At 60.2% G+C, this 17,086-nt stretch carries 12 protein-coding genes; 5 read left to right on the top strand and 7 right to left on the bottom strand.

Annotated elements, in window-relative coordinates:
* The first annotated feature begins 85 nt into the window (after nucleotides 1-85).
* The gene (locus LOY31_RS16005) at nucleotides 86-304 is read left to right on the top strand and encodes a DUF2970 domain-containing protein (RefSeq protein ID WP_007959515.1); all 219 of its coding nucleotides are present in this window, start codon (nucleotides 86-88) and stop codon (nucleotides 302-304) included.
* A 5-nt stretch (nucleotides 305-309) separates the two neighbouring features.
* On the opposite strand, the gene LOY31_RS16010 is transcribed toward LOY31_RS16005, so the two are convergent.
* Nucleotides 310-1,383 (bottom strand): ABC transporter substrate-binding protein, encoded by a 1,074-nt coding sequence (locus LOY31_RS16010; protein ID WP_258711836.1) that lies wholly within the window; start codon nucleotides 1,381-1,383, stop codon nucleotides 310-312.
* A 524-nt stretch (nucleotides 1,384-1,907) separates the two neighbouring features.
* On the opposite strand from LOY31_RS16010, the gene LOY31_RS16015 reads away from it, so the two are divergent.
* On the top strand, nucleotides 1,908-3,566 hold the full coding sequence (locus tag LOY31_RS16015) for a nitrite/sulfite reductase (RefSeq protein WP_127798329.1): 1,659 nt from the start codon (nucleotides 1,908-1,910) through the stop codon (nucleotides 3,564-3,566).
* Nucleotides 3,550-4,044, top strand: coding sequence for a DUF934 domain-containing protein (locus LOY31_RS16020; protein WP_007959510.1), 495 nt, complete (start codon nucleotides 3,550-3,552; stop codon nucleotides 4,042-4,044). The genes LOY31_RS16015 and LOY31_RS16020 overlap by 17 nt, the downstream gene beginning before the upstream one ends.
* Before the next feature lie 47 nt (nucleotides 4,045-4,091).
* On the opposite strand, the gene LOY31_RS16025 is transcribed toward LOY31_RS16020, so the two are convergent.
* Together LOY31_RS16025 and sohB are read right to left on the bottom strand one after the other, a co-directional pair.
* A complete protein-coding gene (locus LOY31_RS16025) occupies nucleotides 4,092-8,969 on the bottom strand; it encodes an NEL-type E3 ubiquitin ligase domain-containing protein (protein ID WP_258711837.1) in 4,878 nt (1,625 codons plus the stop codon).
* Nucleotides 8,970-9,162: 193 nt separating this feature from the next.
* Complete coding sequence (sohB, locus tag LOY31_RS16030; RefSeq protein ID WP_085603233.1) at nucleotides 9,163-10,185, bottom strand: protease SohB; 1,023 nt, start codon at nucleotides 10,183-10,185, stop codon at nucleotides 9,163-9,165.
* 207 nt (nucleotides 10,186-10,392) lie between these two features.
* On the opposite strand from sohB, the gene LOY31_RS16035 reads away from it, so the two are divergent.
* Both LOY31_RS16035 and LOY31_RS16040 read left to right on the top strand, forming a co-directional pair.
* Nucleotides 10,393-11,103: a histidine phosphatase family protein gene (locus LOY31_RS16035; RefSeq protein WP_007959503.1), complete on the top strand. Its 711-nt coding sequence runs from the start codon at nucleotides 10,393-10,395 to the stop codon at nucleotides 11,101-11,103.
* Nucleotides 11,104-11,151: 48 nt separating this feature from the next.
* The gene (locus LOY31_RS16040) at nucleotides 11,152-11,469 is read left to right on the top strand and encodes an SCP2 sterol-binding domain-containing protein (RefSeq protein WP_007959502.1); all 318 of its coding nucleotides are present in this window, start codon (nucleotides 11,152-11,154) and stop codon (nucleotides 11,467-11,469) included.
* Nucleotides 11,470-11,521: 52 nt separating this feature from the next.
* Here the strand turns inward: LOY31_RS16040 and LOY31_RS16045 are convergent, their stop codons facing one another.
* From LOY31_RS16045 to LOY31_RS16060, 4 genes are read right to left on the bottom strand one after another with little or no spacing between them, the layout of a single operon-like run.
* Nucleotides 11,522-13,105 (bottom strand): ABC transporter ATP-binding protein, encoded by a 1,584-nt coding sequence (locus tag LOY31_RS16045; protein ID WP_258711838.1) that lies wholly within the window; start codon nucleotides 13,103-13,105, stop codon nucleotides 11,522-11,524.
* A 1-nt stretch (nucleotide 13,106) separates the two neighbouring features.
* Nucleotides 13,107-14,129: an ABC transporter permease gene (locus LOY31_RS16050; protein ID WP_258711839.1), complete on the bottom strand. Its 1,023-nt coding sequence runs from the start codon at nucleotides 14,127-14,129 to the stop codon at nucleotides 13,107-13,109.
* Nucleotides 14,129-15,193 carry a microcin C ABC transporter permease YejB gene (locus tag LOY31_RS16055; protein ID WP_039768842.1) on the bottom strand — a complete coding sequence of 355 codons (1,065 nt, stop codon included), beginning with the start codon at nucleotides 15,191-15,193 and terminating at the stop codon, nucleotides 14,129-14,131. Before LOY31_RS16055 ends, LOY31_RS16050 begins: the two co-directional genes overlap by 1 nt.
* Nucleotides 15,180-17,030 (bottom strand): extracellular solute-binding protein, encoded by a 1,851-nt coding sequence (locus LOY31_RS16060; RefSeq protein WP_258711840.1) that lies wholly within the window; start codon nucleotides 17,028-17,030, stop codon nucleotides 15,180-15,182. Before LOY31_RS16060 ends, LOY31_RS16055 begins: the two co-directional genes overlap by 14 nt.
* Nucleotides 17,031-17,086: the final 56 nt, after the last annotated feature.

Genomic DNA, 17,086 nt, shown 5'->3' on the forward strand with positions numbered 1-17,086 from the left:
GCACCGTCGCTCCCACAGTTCGTTTTGCGGTGTTCTCCAGATGGTTGGCTATGCTTGTCTGACACACACGACAGACGGGGGATTTATGGACGATCCAGTCGACAACAAGCCACCGACCTTCTGGCAGATGCTGCACAGCGTCATGGCGGCGGCGTTCGGGGTGCAGAGCGGCAAGAACCGGGCAAGGGACTTCACCCACGGCAAGCCCAGCCATTTCATCTTCCTGGGCATCGCGTTCACGGCGGTGTTCGCCCTGACGCTGTTCGGCATTGTGCAACTGGTGGTGCATCTGGCGGGCGTCTGATCCGCTCAGCGCATCAACGTCTGCAGATTGAACGGATAGCGATACGAAACCGGACGGCCCTTCGCCGAGAGCTTGCGAAAGTGCACGCCGTAGTCCGGTGAGGTGCCCATGGCCAGCATTCGGCGGGCATGATCCTTGTCGATCAGTTGCAACAGCGGAATCTGCCGGTCACGACCGCCGTACTGATTCAGATCGACGCCTTGCGCGTGATCGTGCAACTCGACCAGCGCCCAGCCACCGAGGGTGAAATGCCCGCCGAGCAATGCGCTCAGGCGACCGTCGACCATGGCTTGCAAGGCCTCGTGCGAGGTGTTGACCGCGCTGAACAATACGTCCTTGCCCGGCACCTTGCCGACCTCGGACGCGGCGCGCATCGCCCCGAAGGCCATTTCATCATTGGCCGCCCACACCAGTGACACGTCCGGGTAGCGAACCAGCAATTGCTTCGCCTGCTCGTAGGCCCGCTGTTGCGTCCAGCCGCCGTAGACCAGTTGGCGCAAACGCACTTGAGGATGCTCGGCCAGCGCTCGCTGCATACCTTTTTCGCGCAGTTGCGCCGAGGGCGTGATCTTCAGGCCGGAAAACGCCAGTAGGTCGATGCTTTCACCGGGCGCCACGGCTGGATGCAGACGAATCAGTTCCTTCATCATCAGGTAGCCGCCCTCCTCGTCATTGGGCACCAGGCTGCCGATGCGATCCGCGCGGTCGCTCACCAGCGCCTGCTGGTTGGGCGTCAGGGCCGAATTGACGATAAAGAGCTTCACACCGCTGTCGTTGGCCATGCGCAGAATCTGCGGCGCCACGTACTGTTCGTTGACGAACACCAGATAATCCGGGCGTTCAGGCCCCTGCAGGGCCAGTCGCGCCTGCGCCAGGGTCAGTTCCGGCTGGCGTTGGGCGTAGAGGATGCGCAGGTCGATGCCCAGATCCCGGGCGGCAGCCTGCATGAATTGCGAGTAGCTGACCCAGAACGCTTCCTGCGTCGAGCCCGGATTCAGGAACAGCACTGACTCTGCACGCGCGCAGGTACCGAAAACCGCGCCGAACAGCAGCAGGCTGAGGTGGAGAAGCTTGAACATGAATCATCCGGGCCCGAGGAAAAATGGCCGCGCATTATAGCCACTCATCGCCTGGCCTTTGGCGCTTCATCCCGCCTTTTGTCCGACAATCGTCGGAGGCGGGCCCGGACGAGTCGTTTTACTGATGGCTGACCCAGAACACCGCCGTTCCAACGACCAGAATGATCAGGAACAGAATGGCCCATGCATCGACGCTGCTATCGCTTTTCCTTGCCTTGGTTGGGTTGCTCATTGCATCGCCTCTTGTCGGTTTTATCGGTGATTGCAGAAAGACTCGACCACAGTTAAGACGATGATTGTCCGCACGACAAATGTGGGTTAGTTGACAGTGATTCTCGTTAGGCGATTTGGTTCTTTCCATATACTCAAACATCACTTTTGCGCATAACTGCAAACGGGTATATTGCCCCGGCTCCGTCATGGAGTGCGCGGCCGTGCGCGCAGAATTGCAGAGGAACCATCGGACTCCAGCAAGCGAAAACGCAGCGTTTTCCGAGTGGCCAAAGCCTGAGAACAGGACTTATATGTACGTATACGACGAGTACGATCAGCGGATCATCGAGGACCGCGTCAAGCAGTTCCGTGATCAGACCCGACGCTATCTGGCAGGTGAGCTGAGCGAAGAAGAATTCCGCCCCCTGCGCCTGCAAAATGGCCTGTACATCCAGCGTTTCGCGCCGATGTTGCGCGTGGCGGTGCCTTACGGCCAGCTGACTTCGCGTCAGATGCGCATGATGGCAAAAATCGCCCGCGACTATGACAAGGGCTACGCCCACATCAGTACCCGCCAGAACGTGCAGTTCAACTGGCCGGCGCTGGAAGACATCCCGGAGATTCTCGCCGAGCTGGCCACCGTGCAGATGCACGCGATCCAGACCAGCGGCAACTGCCTGCGCAACGTCACCACCGACCAGTTCGCCGGTGTTGCGTTCGATGAGCTGATCGACCCGCGTCCTTGGTGCGAAATCGTTCGTCAGTGGACGACCTTCCACCCGGAATTCGCTTACTTGCCGCGCAAGTTCAAGATCGCCGTCAACGGTTCGACCTCCGACCGTGCGGCCATCGAAGTCCACGACATCGGCCTTGAGCCGGTCCATAACGCTGCCGGCGAACTCGGTTTCCGCGTGCTGGTCGGCGGTGGTCTGGGCCGTACCCCGGTGGTCGGCGCGTTCATCAACGAATTCCTGCCATGGCAGGACCTGTTGAGCTACCTCGATGCCATCCTGCGGGTCTACAACCGCTACGGCCGTCGTGACAACAAATACAAGGCGCGGATCAAGATCCTCGTCAAGGCGTTGACTCCAGAAGTCTTCGCCCAGAAAGTCGATGCCGAGATGGAACACCTGCGCGGCGGCCAGACCACACTGACCGAAGCCGAAGTTCATCGCGTGGCCAAACACTTCGTCGACCCGGACTATAAGGCGCTGAGCAATCAAGACGCCGAACTGGCCGCCCTCGACAAAGAGCATCCGGGCTTCGCCCGCTGGCGCACCCGCAATACCCTGGCGCACAAGAAGCCGGGTTATGTGGCCGTGACCCTGTCCCTGAAGCCGACCGGCGTTGCGCCGGGCGACATCACCGACAAGCAGCTCGATGCCGTCGCCGACCTGGCCGACCGCTACAGCTTCGGTCAACTGCGCACCTCCCACGAGCAGAACATCATTCTGGCCGACGTCGAGCAGAGCCAGCTGTTCACCCTGTGGGGCGAACTGCGTGAAGGTGGCTTCGCCACGCCGAACATCGGCCTGCTGACCGACATCATCTGCTGCCCTGGCGGTGATTTCTGCTCCCTGGCCAACGCCAAGTCGATCCCGATCGCCGAATCGATCCAGCGCCGTTTCGACGACCTGGACTACCTGTTCGACATCGGTGAACTGGACCTGAACATCTCCGGTTGCATGAACGCCTGCGGTCACCACCACGTCGGCCACATCGGCATTCTGGGTGTGGACAAGAAAGGTGAAGAGTTCTACCAGGTCTCGCTCGGCGGCAGCGCCAGCCGTGACGCCAGCCTGGGCAAGATCCTCGGCCCGTCGTTCGCCCAGGACGACATGCCGGACGTGATCTCCAAGCTGATCGACGTGTACGTGGAACAGCGCACCGAAGACGAGCGCTTCATCGACACCTACCAGCGTATTGGCATCGACCTCTTCAAGGAACGCGTCTATGCAGCGAATCATTAAGAACAACGAGGTCGTCGACGAAACCTGGCACCTGCTGCCCAAGGATTTCAACATCGACGAAATCAGCAATTGCGACGACCTGATCGTCCCGTTGCAGCTGTGGCGTGAACACGCCCGCATGCTCAAGGCGCGCGATGGCGGTCTTGGTGTTTGGCTGGACGCCGATGAAGAAGCCGAAGAAATCGGTGACGACGTCAATGAGTTCCAGGTGATTGCCCTGAACTTCCCGGCGTTCACCGACGGCCGCAACTACTCCAACGCCCGCCTGCTGCGTGACCGTTACGGTTTCAAAGGCGAATTGCGGGCGATTGGCGACGTACTGCGCGACCAGCTGTTCTACATGCGCCGTTGCGGTTTCGATGCCTTCGCCCTGCGCGCAGACAAAGACCCGTACGACGCCCTTGAAAGCCTCAAGGACTTCTCGGTGACCTATCAGGCCGCCACTGACGAACCGCTGCCGCTGTTCCGTCGCCGCTGATCGTACGTCTACCTCGAGCCCGCATCGGCGGGCTCGAGGTCGCTGTGTTATCCCTCTCTCGTTCCCAATCTGTTCGGGCCCGGCGTGACCGGCAAGCTCAGCCCTGGATGCCTCGCCAGTGCCGCATTGGTCAGCTGTTTGCGCAGTTCCAGGCTTTCATTTCTGAAATTGTCGAAAATCGTCGTCATTTGCTGGCTGGCTGCTTCACGAGAAAGTCCGACTTGCGCTTCCAGTCGCGCAAACGCTAGAGCGCTGCGATCGAGAACGCTGGTAAATGCATCCTGACGTGTCGTCAGCAAATACTCGGCCCAAAACTCCTGCCTGCTGACTGACTCCGAGAGTTGCGTCGTCTGCTCGGCCCTGACCACCTCCAGGTAGGCGTGATCGATCTGCGCATCAGTCACCTCGGCATCCAGTGGCACATTCAGCTCTGCGGGTTGCGCCGGCAACGCCAGGCGCTGCGCCAGTCGCACCCGATAAATCAGGCTGATATCCAGTGCCTGACGCTGAGTGAAAGCTCCTGCGCGGGAGCGCCGCGCGATATCGAGCAACGCCTGTTTCTCTACCTGCTGCAACCGGAACAGCCCGCGCAACAGACGAACCAGATCGCCTTCGAGCGTCTGTGTACCGGTGCGGGCCGCCGCCGCTGCCCGATAACACAGAACCCTGACCTCCAGATCGCTGAACAGTCCCGCAACATTGGGCGCATTGCTCCAGCCTGTGCGGGCCATGCGAAACAGCGCGCGACGCAACGAGTCGTCCTCGCAGGCAGCTTCCAGTACATTCCATACTCGCTGCCCGAGCTGTTCGCGGGTTCGGGCGTAATCGGACGTTTCACGCAGTTGCATGAGCACTTCAAAAAAGTCTCTCGAGTCCGGATCGGCCGACAGTGACGACAACACTTGCTTCGCCCGACCGATCTCCACCGTCGGCAAGCCGTTTACCCATCCCGCCCCTTCCCGATCACCGGCCAGTCGTGCGGTGCTGGTGTACTCAGTGATGGTGACGCCCAGACTTATACCTTGTGACTGCTGGTACGCAGCGATGGCTTGCAGGCTTTCTGTCGACAACGGATTGCCATCGATCGTGGTGCCCCGATTCAGTACAGCACGGGCGGTGAACACGGAAGACGGGATATCGACGATCTGGTTGTTGCGCAGATCGAGTGATTCCAGGTGCGCAAGCGCATCGGTCGCGGGCCATTGGGTAATGCCGGTGTTGCGCAGATTCAGGTGGCGCAGATTGCGCATCGCGCTGACATCCGGAGTGCGCCCCAAGAGGGGGTTGAAGCCCAGATCCAGTGTGTGCAGGTGATGCTTGCCGGCCAGCTCTACAATCGCCTGCTGAGTAAGCCGGATACGGTTGTTGCTCAGATCCAGACCTGTCAGCCCCGGCATGTCGCCGATCGCGACAGGGATGCGTGTCAGTCCGTTTCCTGACAGGTTCAGCACCCTCAGTCCGGGAAAATTACGCAGAAACGTGTTCAAACCTGCACTGGCGCCAACGCCGCTCATTTCCAGCGCGGTGATGTGGGCAAAGTCACCGATAAGGGTCGGCATATCCCCCAACGGCACCGCATCGAGCGTCAGATTGTAGGTCGGATGCCTCGGGTGCGACGCGTCGCGGGTTTCCTTGCGCCACGCGCGCAGAATGGCTTGCATGGCCCGGGCCTTGCTGTGGACCGGAACCTTGAGCCTGGGCCCTTCTTCATCCTGATAATACGTGTCGCGATGAGTCCAGCGCTCCAGGGTTTCCACCATCTTCCGGTATTGTTCGCGCAACCGCTCAAGCGATCTGATGGCCAACACTTCGTCGGCGCCCAGTGAGGTCACGAAACGTTTGATCTGTGCGGTTGATTGGGTCGGGTACAACTCCTGCGCTCGACGCACGAGCGCGGGCGAAATGCCCAGAGATGGACTTGAAGGTGCCGATTGTTCGTCGGTGACCTGTTCGATCCGGGGATCTGCCAGCCTCATGGGTGAACGGTGACTCGAGCGCACCGGTGCAATTTCCAGCACCTTGGCGAAGGCTTCGCGCCGCTGCAGCGCCAATGCAGTGATTTTCTGGCGCAAGCCCGTGCCGTCGACGTCCGTTTCAACGCCGATGGCCTTGCGACTGTGGGCAGGAAGGCTTTCCCACAGCGCCTGAAAAAAACTCGCCCGGGTGCGTGACGGATGACTGGAGACGCTATTGTTGCGCGCATCCTGAACCTGATAACGCTCGGCATAGGCTTCGACAAGCACTTTGTGTGTAGCGTCGCTCGGGCCAACGACGGCCCGCTGATCGGCGTACACACCCCAGTCCAGAATTTCGACAAATACATCGCCAGGCCAGCCCGGCAAATGGCTCAAGGTGTCGAGTACCAGCATGTCGGCATCGCGCCCACTGGCGGCGTCCAGATATAACCCCTCGTAAGCGCGGTTCAACCGCTGTACCAGCTGATAGCGCCTGGCCTCCTCGGCCAGACGCAACGGTACGATATCGGATTCAAGCTGCGCCCATTCACGCGCATCGGCGTGTTGCACCAGTTCGTCGGCGACACTGGCTGAAAGCCCTGGAAACGCCTTGATGATCGACTCGCCTCTGGAAAGCTCGCAAACGTCGGTCCGCCGGAACAACCGGTCCATCATCGCCATGCGCATCCGCGGCGCCAGCCCGGCAATGTGCTTGCCCAGTAACGCAATCTGGTTTTTCGACTCCACGGTGGCCGAACCCAGCAAGCGAGTGCGCTCACTGTCGCTGAGTGCCGCCAGGAGAGGTGCATAAAATTGACCGTTGCGCAGTGCATCCTCACTGAGGCTCACCTGGCGAGCAGTCTTGTCTGCGCCATAGCGTGTCACTTCGTTACCAGTGATGTCCTTCACAAGGATGGCCATGTCCTGTGGCCAGCGACCTGCCCCTGTCAGCAAATACAGTTGCAGATCCGCATCCGCCAGCGACGCAGACGCGGGCGTATCAATTTGCGTCATGAACTGGCTGACGTCGGAATCGGCACGAAAGCGTCTAACCGAATCCGTGAGCATCGCCATCGGCTTGCCGCGTTCGACAAACAACTTGCGCATGGCCGCCTGGCTGATCCCGCTGGCCGCAATGACTTGCAGGGCACGGATGTCTGAAATCCTTTCCTCGCGAAAACCCAGACGACGGAACAGGGTCAGCGAATTCCACTCGTGGGGGAGTTCGGAATCATGACGCCAGGCGCCAGCCCCATTGGTCTCGAGCAGCGGTGAATAACATCCCGGCTGTTGTGGGTCATGTACCTCCCACAAGTCGGTGCCAGTGACCGGGCGCACTGCGTAGGCATCGAGCCCCAGCGGCAAATAGCGATTGTCTGCAAGCCATACAAGCCCTTGCGCATCCGCTGCAAAGCTGCGGGGCAATGGCTCACGCTGACGGTAAGCCGCCATGTCCGGATTCCACAGGCGATAAGACATTGGGCCAGCCGGAACGCGCCGAAGTCCCTGCATGAAACTCGACGAACGCACGACTGTGTAGGCTTTGCCGACAGCAACACCGCCAGCGGCAAAACCCGCCATGAGGATCAGGTTTTCAAGCGTGTCGAACAGGCAATCGGTGGCATGTTCCTGGTCACCGTGGGCCCAACTGTCGAAGCCCTCGTAGATCTGACCGAGCAGCTGTATCCCGGCGACGGCACAAATGACCTCGCCAAGGACCGGCACGAAGGACACAAAGAACAACAGGGTATTCAGCCCGATGGCTTTATAGGAGTCTTGCCTGGCAAGGCGGGTTTTCTCGTCTTCATCATCCGTCGGCACCACCAGCAGGCGAGTATCGGCCAGAACCTGCGCCGCGCGGTGTTCGAACATCGCGAGAAACAGGTTCTGTCTTGCGTCACCCTGGAGATCGAGCCCTGAGAGCGGAAGAAAGGTCGTGGAAACGGGAAACTGGTTCGGTCGGGCTTTCAACAGTCGTACATCGAGCCCGGTGAGGAAAACCGAACGGTCTTTCATCTGGATAAAGCGCATGAAAAAACTGCGAAACTGCGAGTTGCGTAAACGCCCGCTCAACTCGAGCTCGAATTTCTGGAAGGTCGGGTATTCCTTGAGAGGATGATCGGGATCGCCAGGGGTGTAGATCACACAACGGTAATCGCCATCCGTATGTTCACTGACTGGACCGATGAACATCGGCCCCCTGAGCTGTACCCCGAGCATTTCAAGGCTTTGATAACCCAGGGTGTTCTTGCCCAGCTTAATTGAAGGATCCGAGTTCCTCACCGACTCAAGCATGTGGTAAACATCGGAACTGATATGCCCACGCATATAAGCGATATGTCGCTCGACATCGAACTGGTCACTGGAATAGGCGATAGCGGATTCCTGCAAGCTTGCGACCTCGCTGTCGCTACCGAAGAACCCTTCCACATGTTTCTGATATTGTTTACCCAGATCCAGATAACGGCAAAGCCTGGCAAATTCGTGAGGCTGTATCGACAATACCTTATTATTGCGCCCGGTTATCTGCTGCGGGATGTACAGCAAGGAACTCTCGTGATAAGTGCTGGCCAGGGTTTCCGACAATTCGAAATTCTCGCAGGCCGCGGTCAACAAATCGCGATTGATGGGCAGCACCAGTTTTCTGCGCAGCCCCAAGAGGCTGGACGTAGAGCGCACATGCTGAAATATCGCCCCTTCGACCTCAAAGTCTTCGCCCAGCTTCTCGGCCATGGCCTTGGCCAGCAGGGGCGTGCAAAAGCTCTGAGGGGATTTCAATGTGCGCAATTGTTCCAGCGCGGTTTGACGGGATTTGAAACTGGTCTTGAAACTTTCATAAAGATCGTTTCGGGCAGTTTCCGAAGACTCCAGCAACCAGCCAGGAATCTGTTTTTTATACAGGTCAAAAAAAACGCCCTGTTGAGCGGGCGTCATGACAGGCGAAATCGAATCACTCTTTTCAACATCCATGTTTAGCAACTTTATTTCTGAGAGGAGCTTTCAGAGTAAAGTTTCAGTCTCTTTCAATACAGCGCGATTAGTTGATGAATCAACCAACAAAACAACAACAATATGCAACTATAAAATAACTATATACCGCACCTTCTTCCGCTGAAAATGCAGCACGCCCGCGAGCCTGATTGCTCACGGGCGTGTGAAGTTTTTACCAGAAGCGCTGCTGAGTCAGCCGGCTCCACCAGCTCAGCAACACGCGATCAACCGAGCCGCTCGCCGCCATGCCGATACGCTCCTGCAGGCTTTTGCGTTCGGCGTAGTGCAGGTGATAGACCTCGGACTGCTTGGCACGCTCGGCCAGGTATTCATCGCTGGTCTTGAGCTCGTCGACCAGTTGCTTGTCCAGCGCCGCGATGCCGAGCCAGACTTCACCGGTGGCGACCTCGTCGATCGCCAGTTGCGGGCGATAACGGGCGACGAAGTTCTTGAACAGTTGGTGAGTGATGTCCAGGTCTTCCTGGAACTTCTCCCGGCCCTTCTCGGTGTTTTCGCCAAACACGGTCAGGGTGCGTTTGTATTCGCCGGCGGTCAGGACTTCGAAATCGATGTCGTGCTTTTTCAGCAGGCGGTTGACGTTGGGCAACTGCGCGACAACGCCGATGGAACCGAGGATGGCGAACGGCGCACTGATGATCTTCTCGCCGATGCACGCCATCATGTAGCCGCCGCTGGCCGCGACCTTGTCGATGCACACGGTCAACGGCACACCGGCTTCACGAACGCGCGCCAGTTGCGACGAGGCCAGGCCGTAGCTGTGCACCATGCCGCCGCCGCTTTCCAGACGCAGGACCACTTCGTCCTTCGGCGTGGCCAGGGTCAGCAGCGCGGTGATCTCGTGGCGCAGGCTTTCGGTGGCGGAAGCCTTGATGTCGCCGTCGAAGTCCAGCACGAACACCCGAGGCTTGGCGTCGGGTTTCTTCTTCTGTTTCTTCTCGGATTTGGCCTGGCCCTTGCGCAAGGCCTTGAGCTGATCCTTGTCGAGCAGGGTCTGCTCCAGCCGCTCACGCAGGCCTTTATAGAAATCGTTGAGCTTGCTGACCTGCAACTGGCCCGCGGATTTGCGCCGGCCCTTGCTGCGCAACGCAGCGAAACTCGCCAGCACCACCAGAATGGCGATGACCAGCGTCACGGTCTTGGCCAGGAAACTGGCGTATTCAGTGAAAAACTCCACAGTGACTCCTTCAAACGATGCGCGGTCGTGAAACACACGCGGGAATTGGCTCCAGCATACCCATGCACCGGCCCGTCGGCCAGCCGTGAAACCTCTGGCAACAAGGCTGGAACGGGCATTTCAAACAAGCGTATGTTTTTTCATTGACAGCTCACCGTCATCCCCATAACCTCGCCACAACCTTCAACGTACCGGGATGACGCGGACGTGGGCAGCATCTACTTGATTCGACATGGCCAGGCCTCCTTTGGTGCAGACGACTATGACGTCCTGTCGCCGACCGGTGTACGCCAGGCAGAAATCCTCGGCCGTCACCTCGCCGAACTCGGAATCAGCTTCGACCGCTGCCTGTCGGGCGACCTGCGCCGCCAGCAACACACGGCCAACAGCGCGCTGGAACAGTTCGCCGCTGTCGGCCTGCCGGTACCGGCTCTGGAAATCGATTCGGCTTTCAACGAATTCGACGCCGACGCCGTGATCCGCGCCCTGCTCCCGGCCATGCTGCCGGAAGAACCCGAAGCACTGGAAATCCTGCGCAACGCCGCGCAAAACCGTGGCGAGTTCCAGCGCATCTTCGCCCTGATCATCGAGCGCTGGCTCGCCGGCACCTATGACACACCGGGCCTGGAAAGCTGGCTGGGTTTCGTCGAAAGGGTACAGGCCGGGCTGCAGCGGATTCTTGAACAGGCCGACAACACCCAGAAAATCGCGGTGTTCACCTCCGGTGGCACCATCACCGCCCTGCTCCACCTCATTACTCAAATGCCTGCCCGGCAGGCCTTTGAACTGAACTGGCAAATCGTCAACACCTCGCTCAACCAGCTGAAGTTCCGCGGTCGCGAGGTGGCTCTGGCTTCCTTCAACAGTCATGCACATTTGCAACTGCTGAAGGCCCCGGAACTCATCACGTTTCGCTGAGTCCGGATTACTGTGACCCTGCTGCAATCAACCAAAAAGGATCGAACCATGACCTCCGTAGCTGATGCCGTAAAAGCAATGCAAGCCAAGTTCAACCCAGCCGCCGCTGCCGGTCTGGATCTGGTCTTCGGTTTCAATATCACTGACGAAGACAAGCAATACGCCCTGATCGTCAAAGACGGCACCTGCGACATCCAGGAAGGCGAAAACCCGGACGCCAACTGCACGCTGGTGCTGGACAGCGAAACCCTGAAAGGTATCGTCAGCGGCGAAACCGACGGCATGCAGGCTTTCATGGGCGGCAAGCTGCGCGTTGAAGGCGACATGATGCTGTCGATGAAACTGTCCGAGCTGTTCCCGGCTTAAGACCGCAGCCAGTCTGCAAACAAATCCCGCCCCTGTGGCGGGATTTGTCGTTTCAGGCGTTCACACCGGCAAACGACGCCGCCAGCAGCTCCCGCGTATACGGGTGCCGGGCCGAATGGAACAACCCGGCCGTTTCACCACGCTCCACCACCTCTCCATCCTTCATCACGATCAGATCGTGGGCCAGCGCCCGCACCACCGCCAGGTCATGACTGATGAACAGATAGGTCAGACCGTGCTCCTCCTGCAACCGGCGCAGCAACGCGACGATCTGTTTCTGCACCGTGCGATCCAGCGCCGAGGTCGGCTCATCCAGCAGAATCAGATCCGGCTTGAGCACCAGCGCCCGAGCGATGGCAATGCGTTGCCGTTGCCCGCCGGAAAACTCGTGGGGATAGCGATGACGCGTCGCCGGATCGAGCCCGACCTCCTTCAGTACATCGATCACTGCCTGCTCGCGCGCCTGCGCATTCAAGTCACTGTGCACCTGCAAACCTTCGGCAATGATCTGCTCCACGCACAAGCGCGGGCTGAGGCTGCCGAACGGATCCTGAAACACCACTTGCAGGCGTTTGCGCAGCGGACGCAATTGTTTGCCGCTCAGTCGTTCAAGCGCCTCACCCTTGAAGCGGATGCTGCCGTCGGCGTCGATCAGGCGCAGGATCGCCTGACCCAGCGTGGATTTACCCGATCCCGACTCACCGACAATGCCCAGAGTCTTTCCCCGTTGCAGGTTCAGATCGATGCCATTGACCGCGTGCAGATACGACTTGGCCCGCAGCCACCCGCCGCCCAGAGGAAAACGCACATTCAGATTGCGAACCTCGAGCAAATCCTCCGCCGCATCCCGGCACAACGCCGCGCCACCGGGTTCGGCGTTGAGCAATTCGATGCTGTAGGGATGCTGCGGCGCGCGGAACAATTGCTCGCAGCTTGCCTGTTCGACGATTTCGCCCGCGCGCATCACCGCCACACGCTGGGCGATGGTGCGCACCAGATTCAAGTCGTGACTGATGATCAGCAGCGCCATGCCCAACCGCTGTTGCAGTTCCTTGAGCAGCAACAGAATCTTGCGCTGCACCGTGACGTCGAGGGCCGTGGTCGGCTCATCGGCAATTAGCAATTGCGGCTCGCATGCCAGCGCCATGGCAATCATCACCCGTTGCCGCTGCCCACCGGAGAGCTGATGCGGATACGCTTTCAGCCGCTCGCGCGGACGTTGAATGCCGACCAGTTCCAGCAACTCCAGAATCCGTTTGCGCGCCGCCGCGCCCGCCAGGCCTTTGTGCAGCGCCAGGCTTTCGCCGAGTTGCCGCTCGATGCTGTGCAACGGGTTCAGCGAGCTCATCGGCTCCTGAAAAATCATCGCGATGCGGTTGCCGCGCAGTTGCCGCAAGTAACGCTCGTGCACACCCAGCAATTCTTCGCCGCCGTAGCGGATGCTGCCGTCGATCTGCGTGATGTTCGGGTCCAGCAGTTGCAGAATGCTGTGGGCCGTTACCGACTTGCCGGAACCCGATTCGCCCACCAGCGCCAGACATTCCCCCGGGCAAATGTCGAGGTCGATGCCGTGCACCACTTCCTGCCCTTTGAACGCCACCCGCAGGTCGCGTATTTCGATCAGATGTTCACGCATATCAAGTCCTGGGGTCGAAAGCATCACGGCAGGCTTCGCCGATGAATACGAGTAAAGAAAGAATCAGCGCCAGGGCAAAAAATGCCGTCAGCCCCAACCACGGTGCTTGCAGATTGTTCTTGCCCTGACCGATCAACTCGCCCAGCGAAGCGCTGCCGGCGGGCATGCCGAAGCCGAGAAAATCCAGCGCCGACAACGTCGCAATCGCTCCGGTCAGAATGAACGGCAGGTACGTCAGCGTCGCACTCATGGCATTGGGCAGAATGTGCCGCACGATCACCTGCGCATCGCCGACACCCAGCGCCCGCGCCGCTTTCACGTACTCGAGCCCCCGGCTGCGCAGGAACTCGGCGCGCACCACGTCCACCAGACTCAGCCAGGAAAACAGCGCCATGATCCCCAGCAACCACCAGAAATTCGGCTCGACGAAGCCCGACAAAATGATCAGCAGGTAAAGCACCGGCAGCCCCGACCAGACCTCCAGCAAGCGCTGGCCGAGCAAGTCGACCCAGCCGCCGTAATACCCCTGCAAGGCACCGGCAGCGATGCCGATCAACGCGCTCACCGCCGTCAAGGCCAGGGCGAACAGCAACGAGACCCGCGTGCCGAATATCACCCGCGCCAGCACATCCCGCGCCTGATCGTCGGTGCCCAGCCAGTTTTCAGCGGTGGGCGGACTCGGGGCCGGTTCGGTGAGGTCGTAGTTGGCCGTGTCGTAGCCGAACGGGATCGGCGCAAACCACATCCGTCCGCCCTGCCCCTCGATCAGTTCACGTACCTGGGCACTGCGGTAGTCGGGCTGGAACGGCAGCTCGCCGCCGAAATCCTGCTCGGTGTAGCGCTTGAACGCCGGGAAATACCACTCGCCCTGATACGTCACCAGCAACGGTTTGTCGTTGGCGACCAGTTCGCCGCCCAGGCTCAGGCTGAATAGCGCGAGAAACAGCCACAACGACCACCAGCCGCGGCGATGGGCCTTGAACCGCGCCCAACGGCGCTGTCCGATGGGAGAAAGCGTCGGCATCAGGCAGTCCTCGCAGTGAAATCGATGCGCGGATCGACCAGCGTGTAGCACAGGTCGCCCAGCAGTTTTATCAGGAGCCCGAACAGGGTGAAGATGAACAGCGAACCGAACACCACCGGGTAATCCCGCGACACCGCCGCTTCGTAGCTCAGGCGGCCGAGACCGTCGAGGGAGAAGATCACTTCGATCAGCAACGAGCCGCCGAAAAACACCGTGACCAATGCCTGAGGCAATCCGGCCACCACCAGCAGCATCGCGTTGCGAAACACATGCCCGTACAGCACCTGTCGTTCACTCAGGCCCTTGGCCCGGGCCGTGACCACGTACAGCCGCGAGATCTCGTTGAGAAAGCTGTTCTTCGTCAAAATCGTCAGCGTTGCAAACCCGCCGATCACCAGCGCACTGACCGGCAACACCAGATGCCAGAAGTAATCGGCGACCTTGCCCCACAGCGACAGCTCGGCGAAGTTGTCCGAGACCAGCCCGCGCACCGGGAACCAGTCCAGCGCCGTGCCGCCGGCGAACACCACGATCAGCAGCAGCGCAAACAGAAAACCCGGCATCGCATAGCCGATGATGATCGCCGCGCTGCTCCAGACATCGAACGCCGAGCCGTTGTGCACGGCCTTGCGAATGCCCAGCGGAATCGATACCAGATAAGTGATCAGCGTCGCCCACAATCCCAGCGACAAGGTCACCGGCAGCTTCTGCCAGATCAGCTCGGTCACCGTCGCGCCCCGGAAGAAACTCTTGCCGAAATCCAGTTGCGCGTAGCTCTTGAGCATCAGCCACAAACGCTCGCCGGCACTTTTGTCGAAGCCGTACTGGCGCTCGATCTCGGCCACCAGTTTCGGGTCCAGACCACGGGTCGCACGGGACTCGCCGCCAATGCTTTCAACATGACTGGCACCCACCGCCGCACCGACACCAATCCCCTGCAGTCGGGCGATGGCCTGCTCGACCGGGCCACCGGGCGCGGCCTGCACGATGACGAAGTTCACCAGCAGAATCGCCAGCAAGGTCGGCACGATCAGCAGCAGACGCCGCAGGCTATAACCCCACATGGGCGTACTCCTTTTGCTGTTGCTGCATCTGCGTCGAGGTCAGCGCGGTAGGGCTGATTTCCCACCAGGTGTCGAGGCCGGCGTCGTACAGCGGCGCAATCGCCGGGCGACCAAAGCGATTCCACCACACCGTGGAAATCCCCGGCGGGTAATAGTTGGGAATCCAGTAATAACCCCACTGCAACACCCGATCCAGAGCATGGGCGTGGCGCAGCAGACTCTCGCGATTGTTTGCCTGGACCACGCCTTCAAGCAGCGCATCCACCGCCGGGTCGCGCAGCACCATGTAGTTGTTGGAGCCGGGATCGTCGGCGCCGTCGGAGCCGAAATAGTTGAACAGCTCGCGCCCCGGCGCCTGACTCACCGGGTAACCGACGACGATCATGTCGTAGTCGCGACTGCGCACGCGGTTGGTGTATTGCGCGGTGTCGACCTGACGAATATCGAAGCCGATGCCGATCTGCGCCAGGTTGCGCTTGAACGGCAGCAGCAGGCGCTCGAAGCCCTTCTGGCCGTTGAGAAAAGTGAATTGCAACGGCTCGCCGGCGGCATTCACCAATTGATCGCCACGGGGTTTCCAGCCGGCAGCCTCGAGCAATTTCAGCGCCTGCAACTGCTGCGCGCGGATGTTGCCGCTGCCGTCGGTGCGCGGTGCTTCGAATACCTCGCTGAAGACTTCATCGGGAATCTTGCCGCGCCAGGGTTCGAGGATTTTCAGTTCTTCGGCATCCGGCAGTTCGGTGGCCGACAACGCGCTGTGGGAAAAGAAGCTGCGCTGGCGCAGGTACATGCTGCGCATCATCTGCCGGTTGCTCCATTCGAAATCCCAGAGCATGGCGATCGCCTGCCGGACCCGGCGATCCTGAAACATCGGTTTCTGCAAGTTGAACGCAAATCCCTGGGCACCTTGCGCAGCACCGGGTGCGAGGTGTTCACGCAGCAACTTGCCCTGCTCCAGCGCCGCGCCGGCGTAACCGATGGTGTAACTGGTGGCGGAGAACTCGCGGTTGTAATCGAAACCGCCGGCCTTGAGCACCTGTCGCGACACGTCGGTGTCGGCAAAGAACTCCACGCTCAACTGATCGAAGTTGTAGAGCCCGCGGGTGATCGGCAGGTCCCTGCCCCACCAATCCTTGATCCGCTGGAATTTCACGCTGCGCCCGGCGTCCACCGCGCTGACCTTGTACGGCCCGCTGCCCGGTGGAATCTCGAAGCCTGCGCCATCGGCGAAATTGCGCGTGCGCCACCAATGCTCGGGCAACACCGGCAACGTCGCCAGATCCAGCGGCAAGGTACGGCTCTCGTTGTTCTTGAACACGAAACGCACCTGGGTCGGCGACTCGACCTGTACCTCGGCGACATCGCGAAACTGCTGGCGATATTTGAGGCTGCCCTGAGTGGTGAACAGCTCGAAGGTGTAGCGCACGTCTTCGGCGGTGATCGGCGTGCCGTCCTCGAACTGTGCCTTGGGGTTAAGGTAAAAGCGCAGCCAGCGCCGGTCCGCGTCCAGCTCCATCCGTTGCGCGACCAGGCCGTAGACGCTATAAGGCTCGTCCTTGCTGCGATAGGCCAGCGGCGCATAGAGCCAGCCGTCGATGTCGGCAACGCCGGTGCCTTTGTCGATGTAGGGAATCAGGTGATCGAACGGGCCGCTCTCCAGCGAAGAGCGGCGCAAGGTTCCACCCTTGGGCGCATCGGGGTTGGCGTAGGCCAGGTGCTGGAAGTCCGGGGCGTATTTCGGGGCTTCGCCGTAGACCGTGAGGGCGTGTTGGGGCGCCGCGAACAGCGCCGGGCTCAGCAACAGACCGACGCTGAACAGAATGACTCTGGAAAACATGGGCAGATCCTTTCACCACGTGCCTGCCTGACTGTGATGTGCAACAGGCCGGGCCT

Origin of the sequence: Pseudomonas sp. B21-021, assembly GCF_024749205.1 — a bacterium.
Lineage (GTDB): Bacteria > Pseudomonadota > Gammaproteobacteria > Pseudomonadales > Pseudomonadaceae > Aquipseudomonas > Aquipseudomonas paraglycinae.

Coding starts and splice junctions, on each gene's coding strand:
- LOY31_RS16005 (WP_007959515.1), top strand. CDS start 86: ATGGACGATCCAGTCGACAACAAGCCACCGACCTTCTGGCAGATGCTG.
- LOY31_RS16010 (WP_258711836.1), bottom strand. CDS start 1,383: ATGTTCAAGCTTCTCCACCTCAGCCTGCTGCTGTTCGGCGCGGTTTTC.
- LOY31_RS16015 (WP_127798329.1), top strand. CDS start 1,908: ATGTACGTATACGACGAGTACGATCAGCGGATCATCGAGGACCGCGTC.
- LOY31_RS16020 (WP_007959510.1), top strand. CDS start 3,550: ATGCAGCGAATCATTAAGAACAACGAGGTCGTCGACGAAACCTGGCAC.
- LOY31_RS16025 (WP_258711837.1), bottom strand. CDS start 8,969: ATGGATGTTGAAAAGAGTGATTCGATTTCGCCTGTCATGACGCCCGCT.
- LOY31_RS16040 (WP_007959502.1), top strand. CDS start 11,152: ATGACCTCCGTAGCTGATGCCGTAAAAGCAATGCAAGCCAAGTTCAAC.
- LOY31_RS16045 (WP_258711838.1), bottom strand. CDS start 13,105: ATGCGTGAACATCTGATCGAAATACGCGACCTGCGGGTGGCGTTCAAA.
- LOY31_RS16050 (WP_258711839.1), bottom strand. CDS start 14,129: ATGCCGACGCTTTCTCCCATCGGACAGCGCCGTTGGGCGCGGTTCAAG.
- LOY31_RS16055 (WP_039768842.1), bottom strand. CDS start 15,193: ATGTGGGGTTATAGCCTGCGGCGTCTGCTGCTGATCGTGCCGACCTTG.
- LOY31_RS16060 (WP_258711840.1), bottom strand. CDS start 17,030: ATGTTTTCCAGAGTCATTCTGTTCAGCGTCGGTCTGTTGCTGAGCCCG.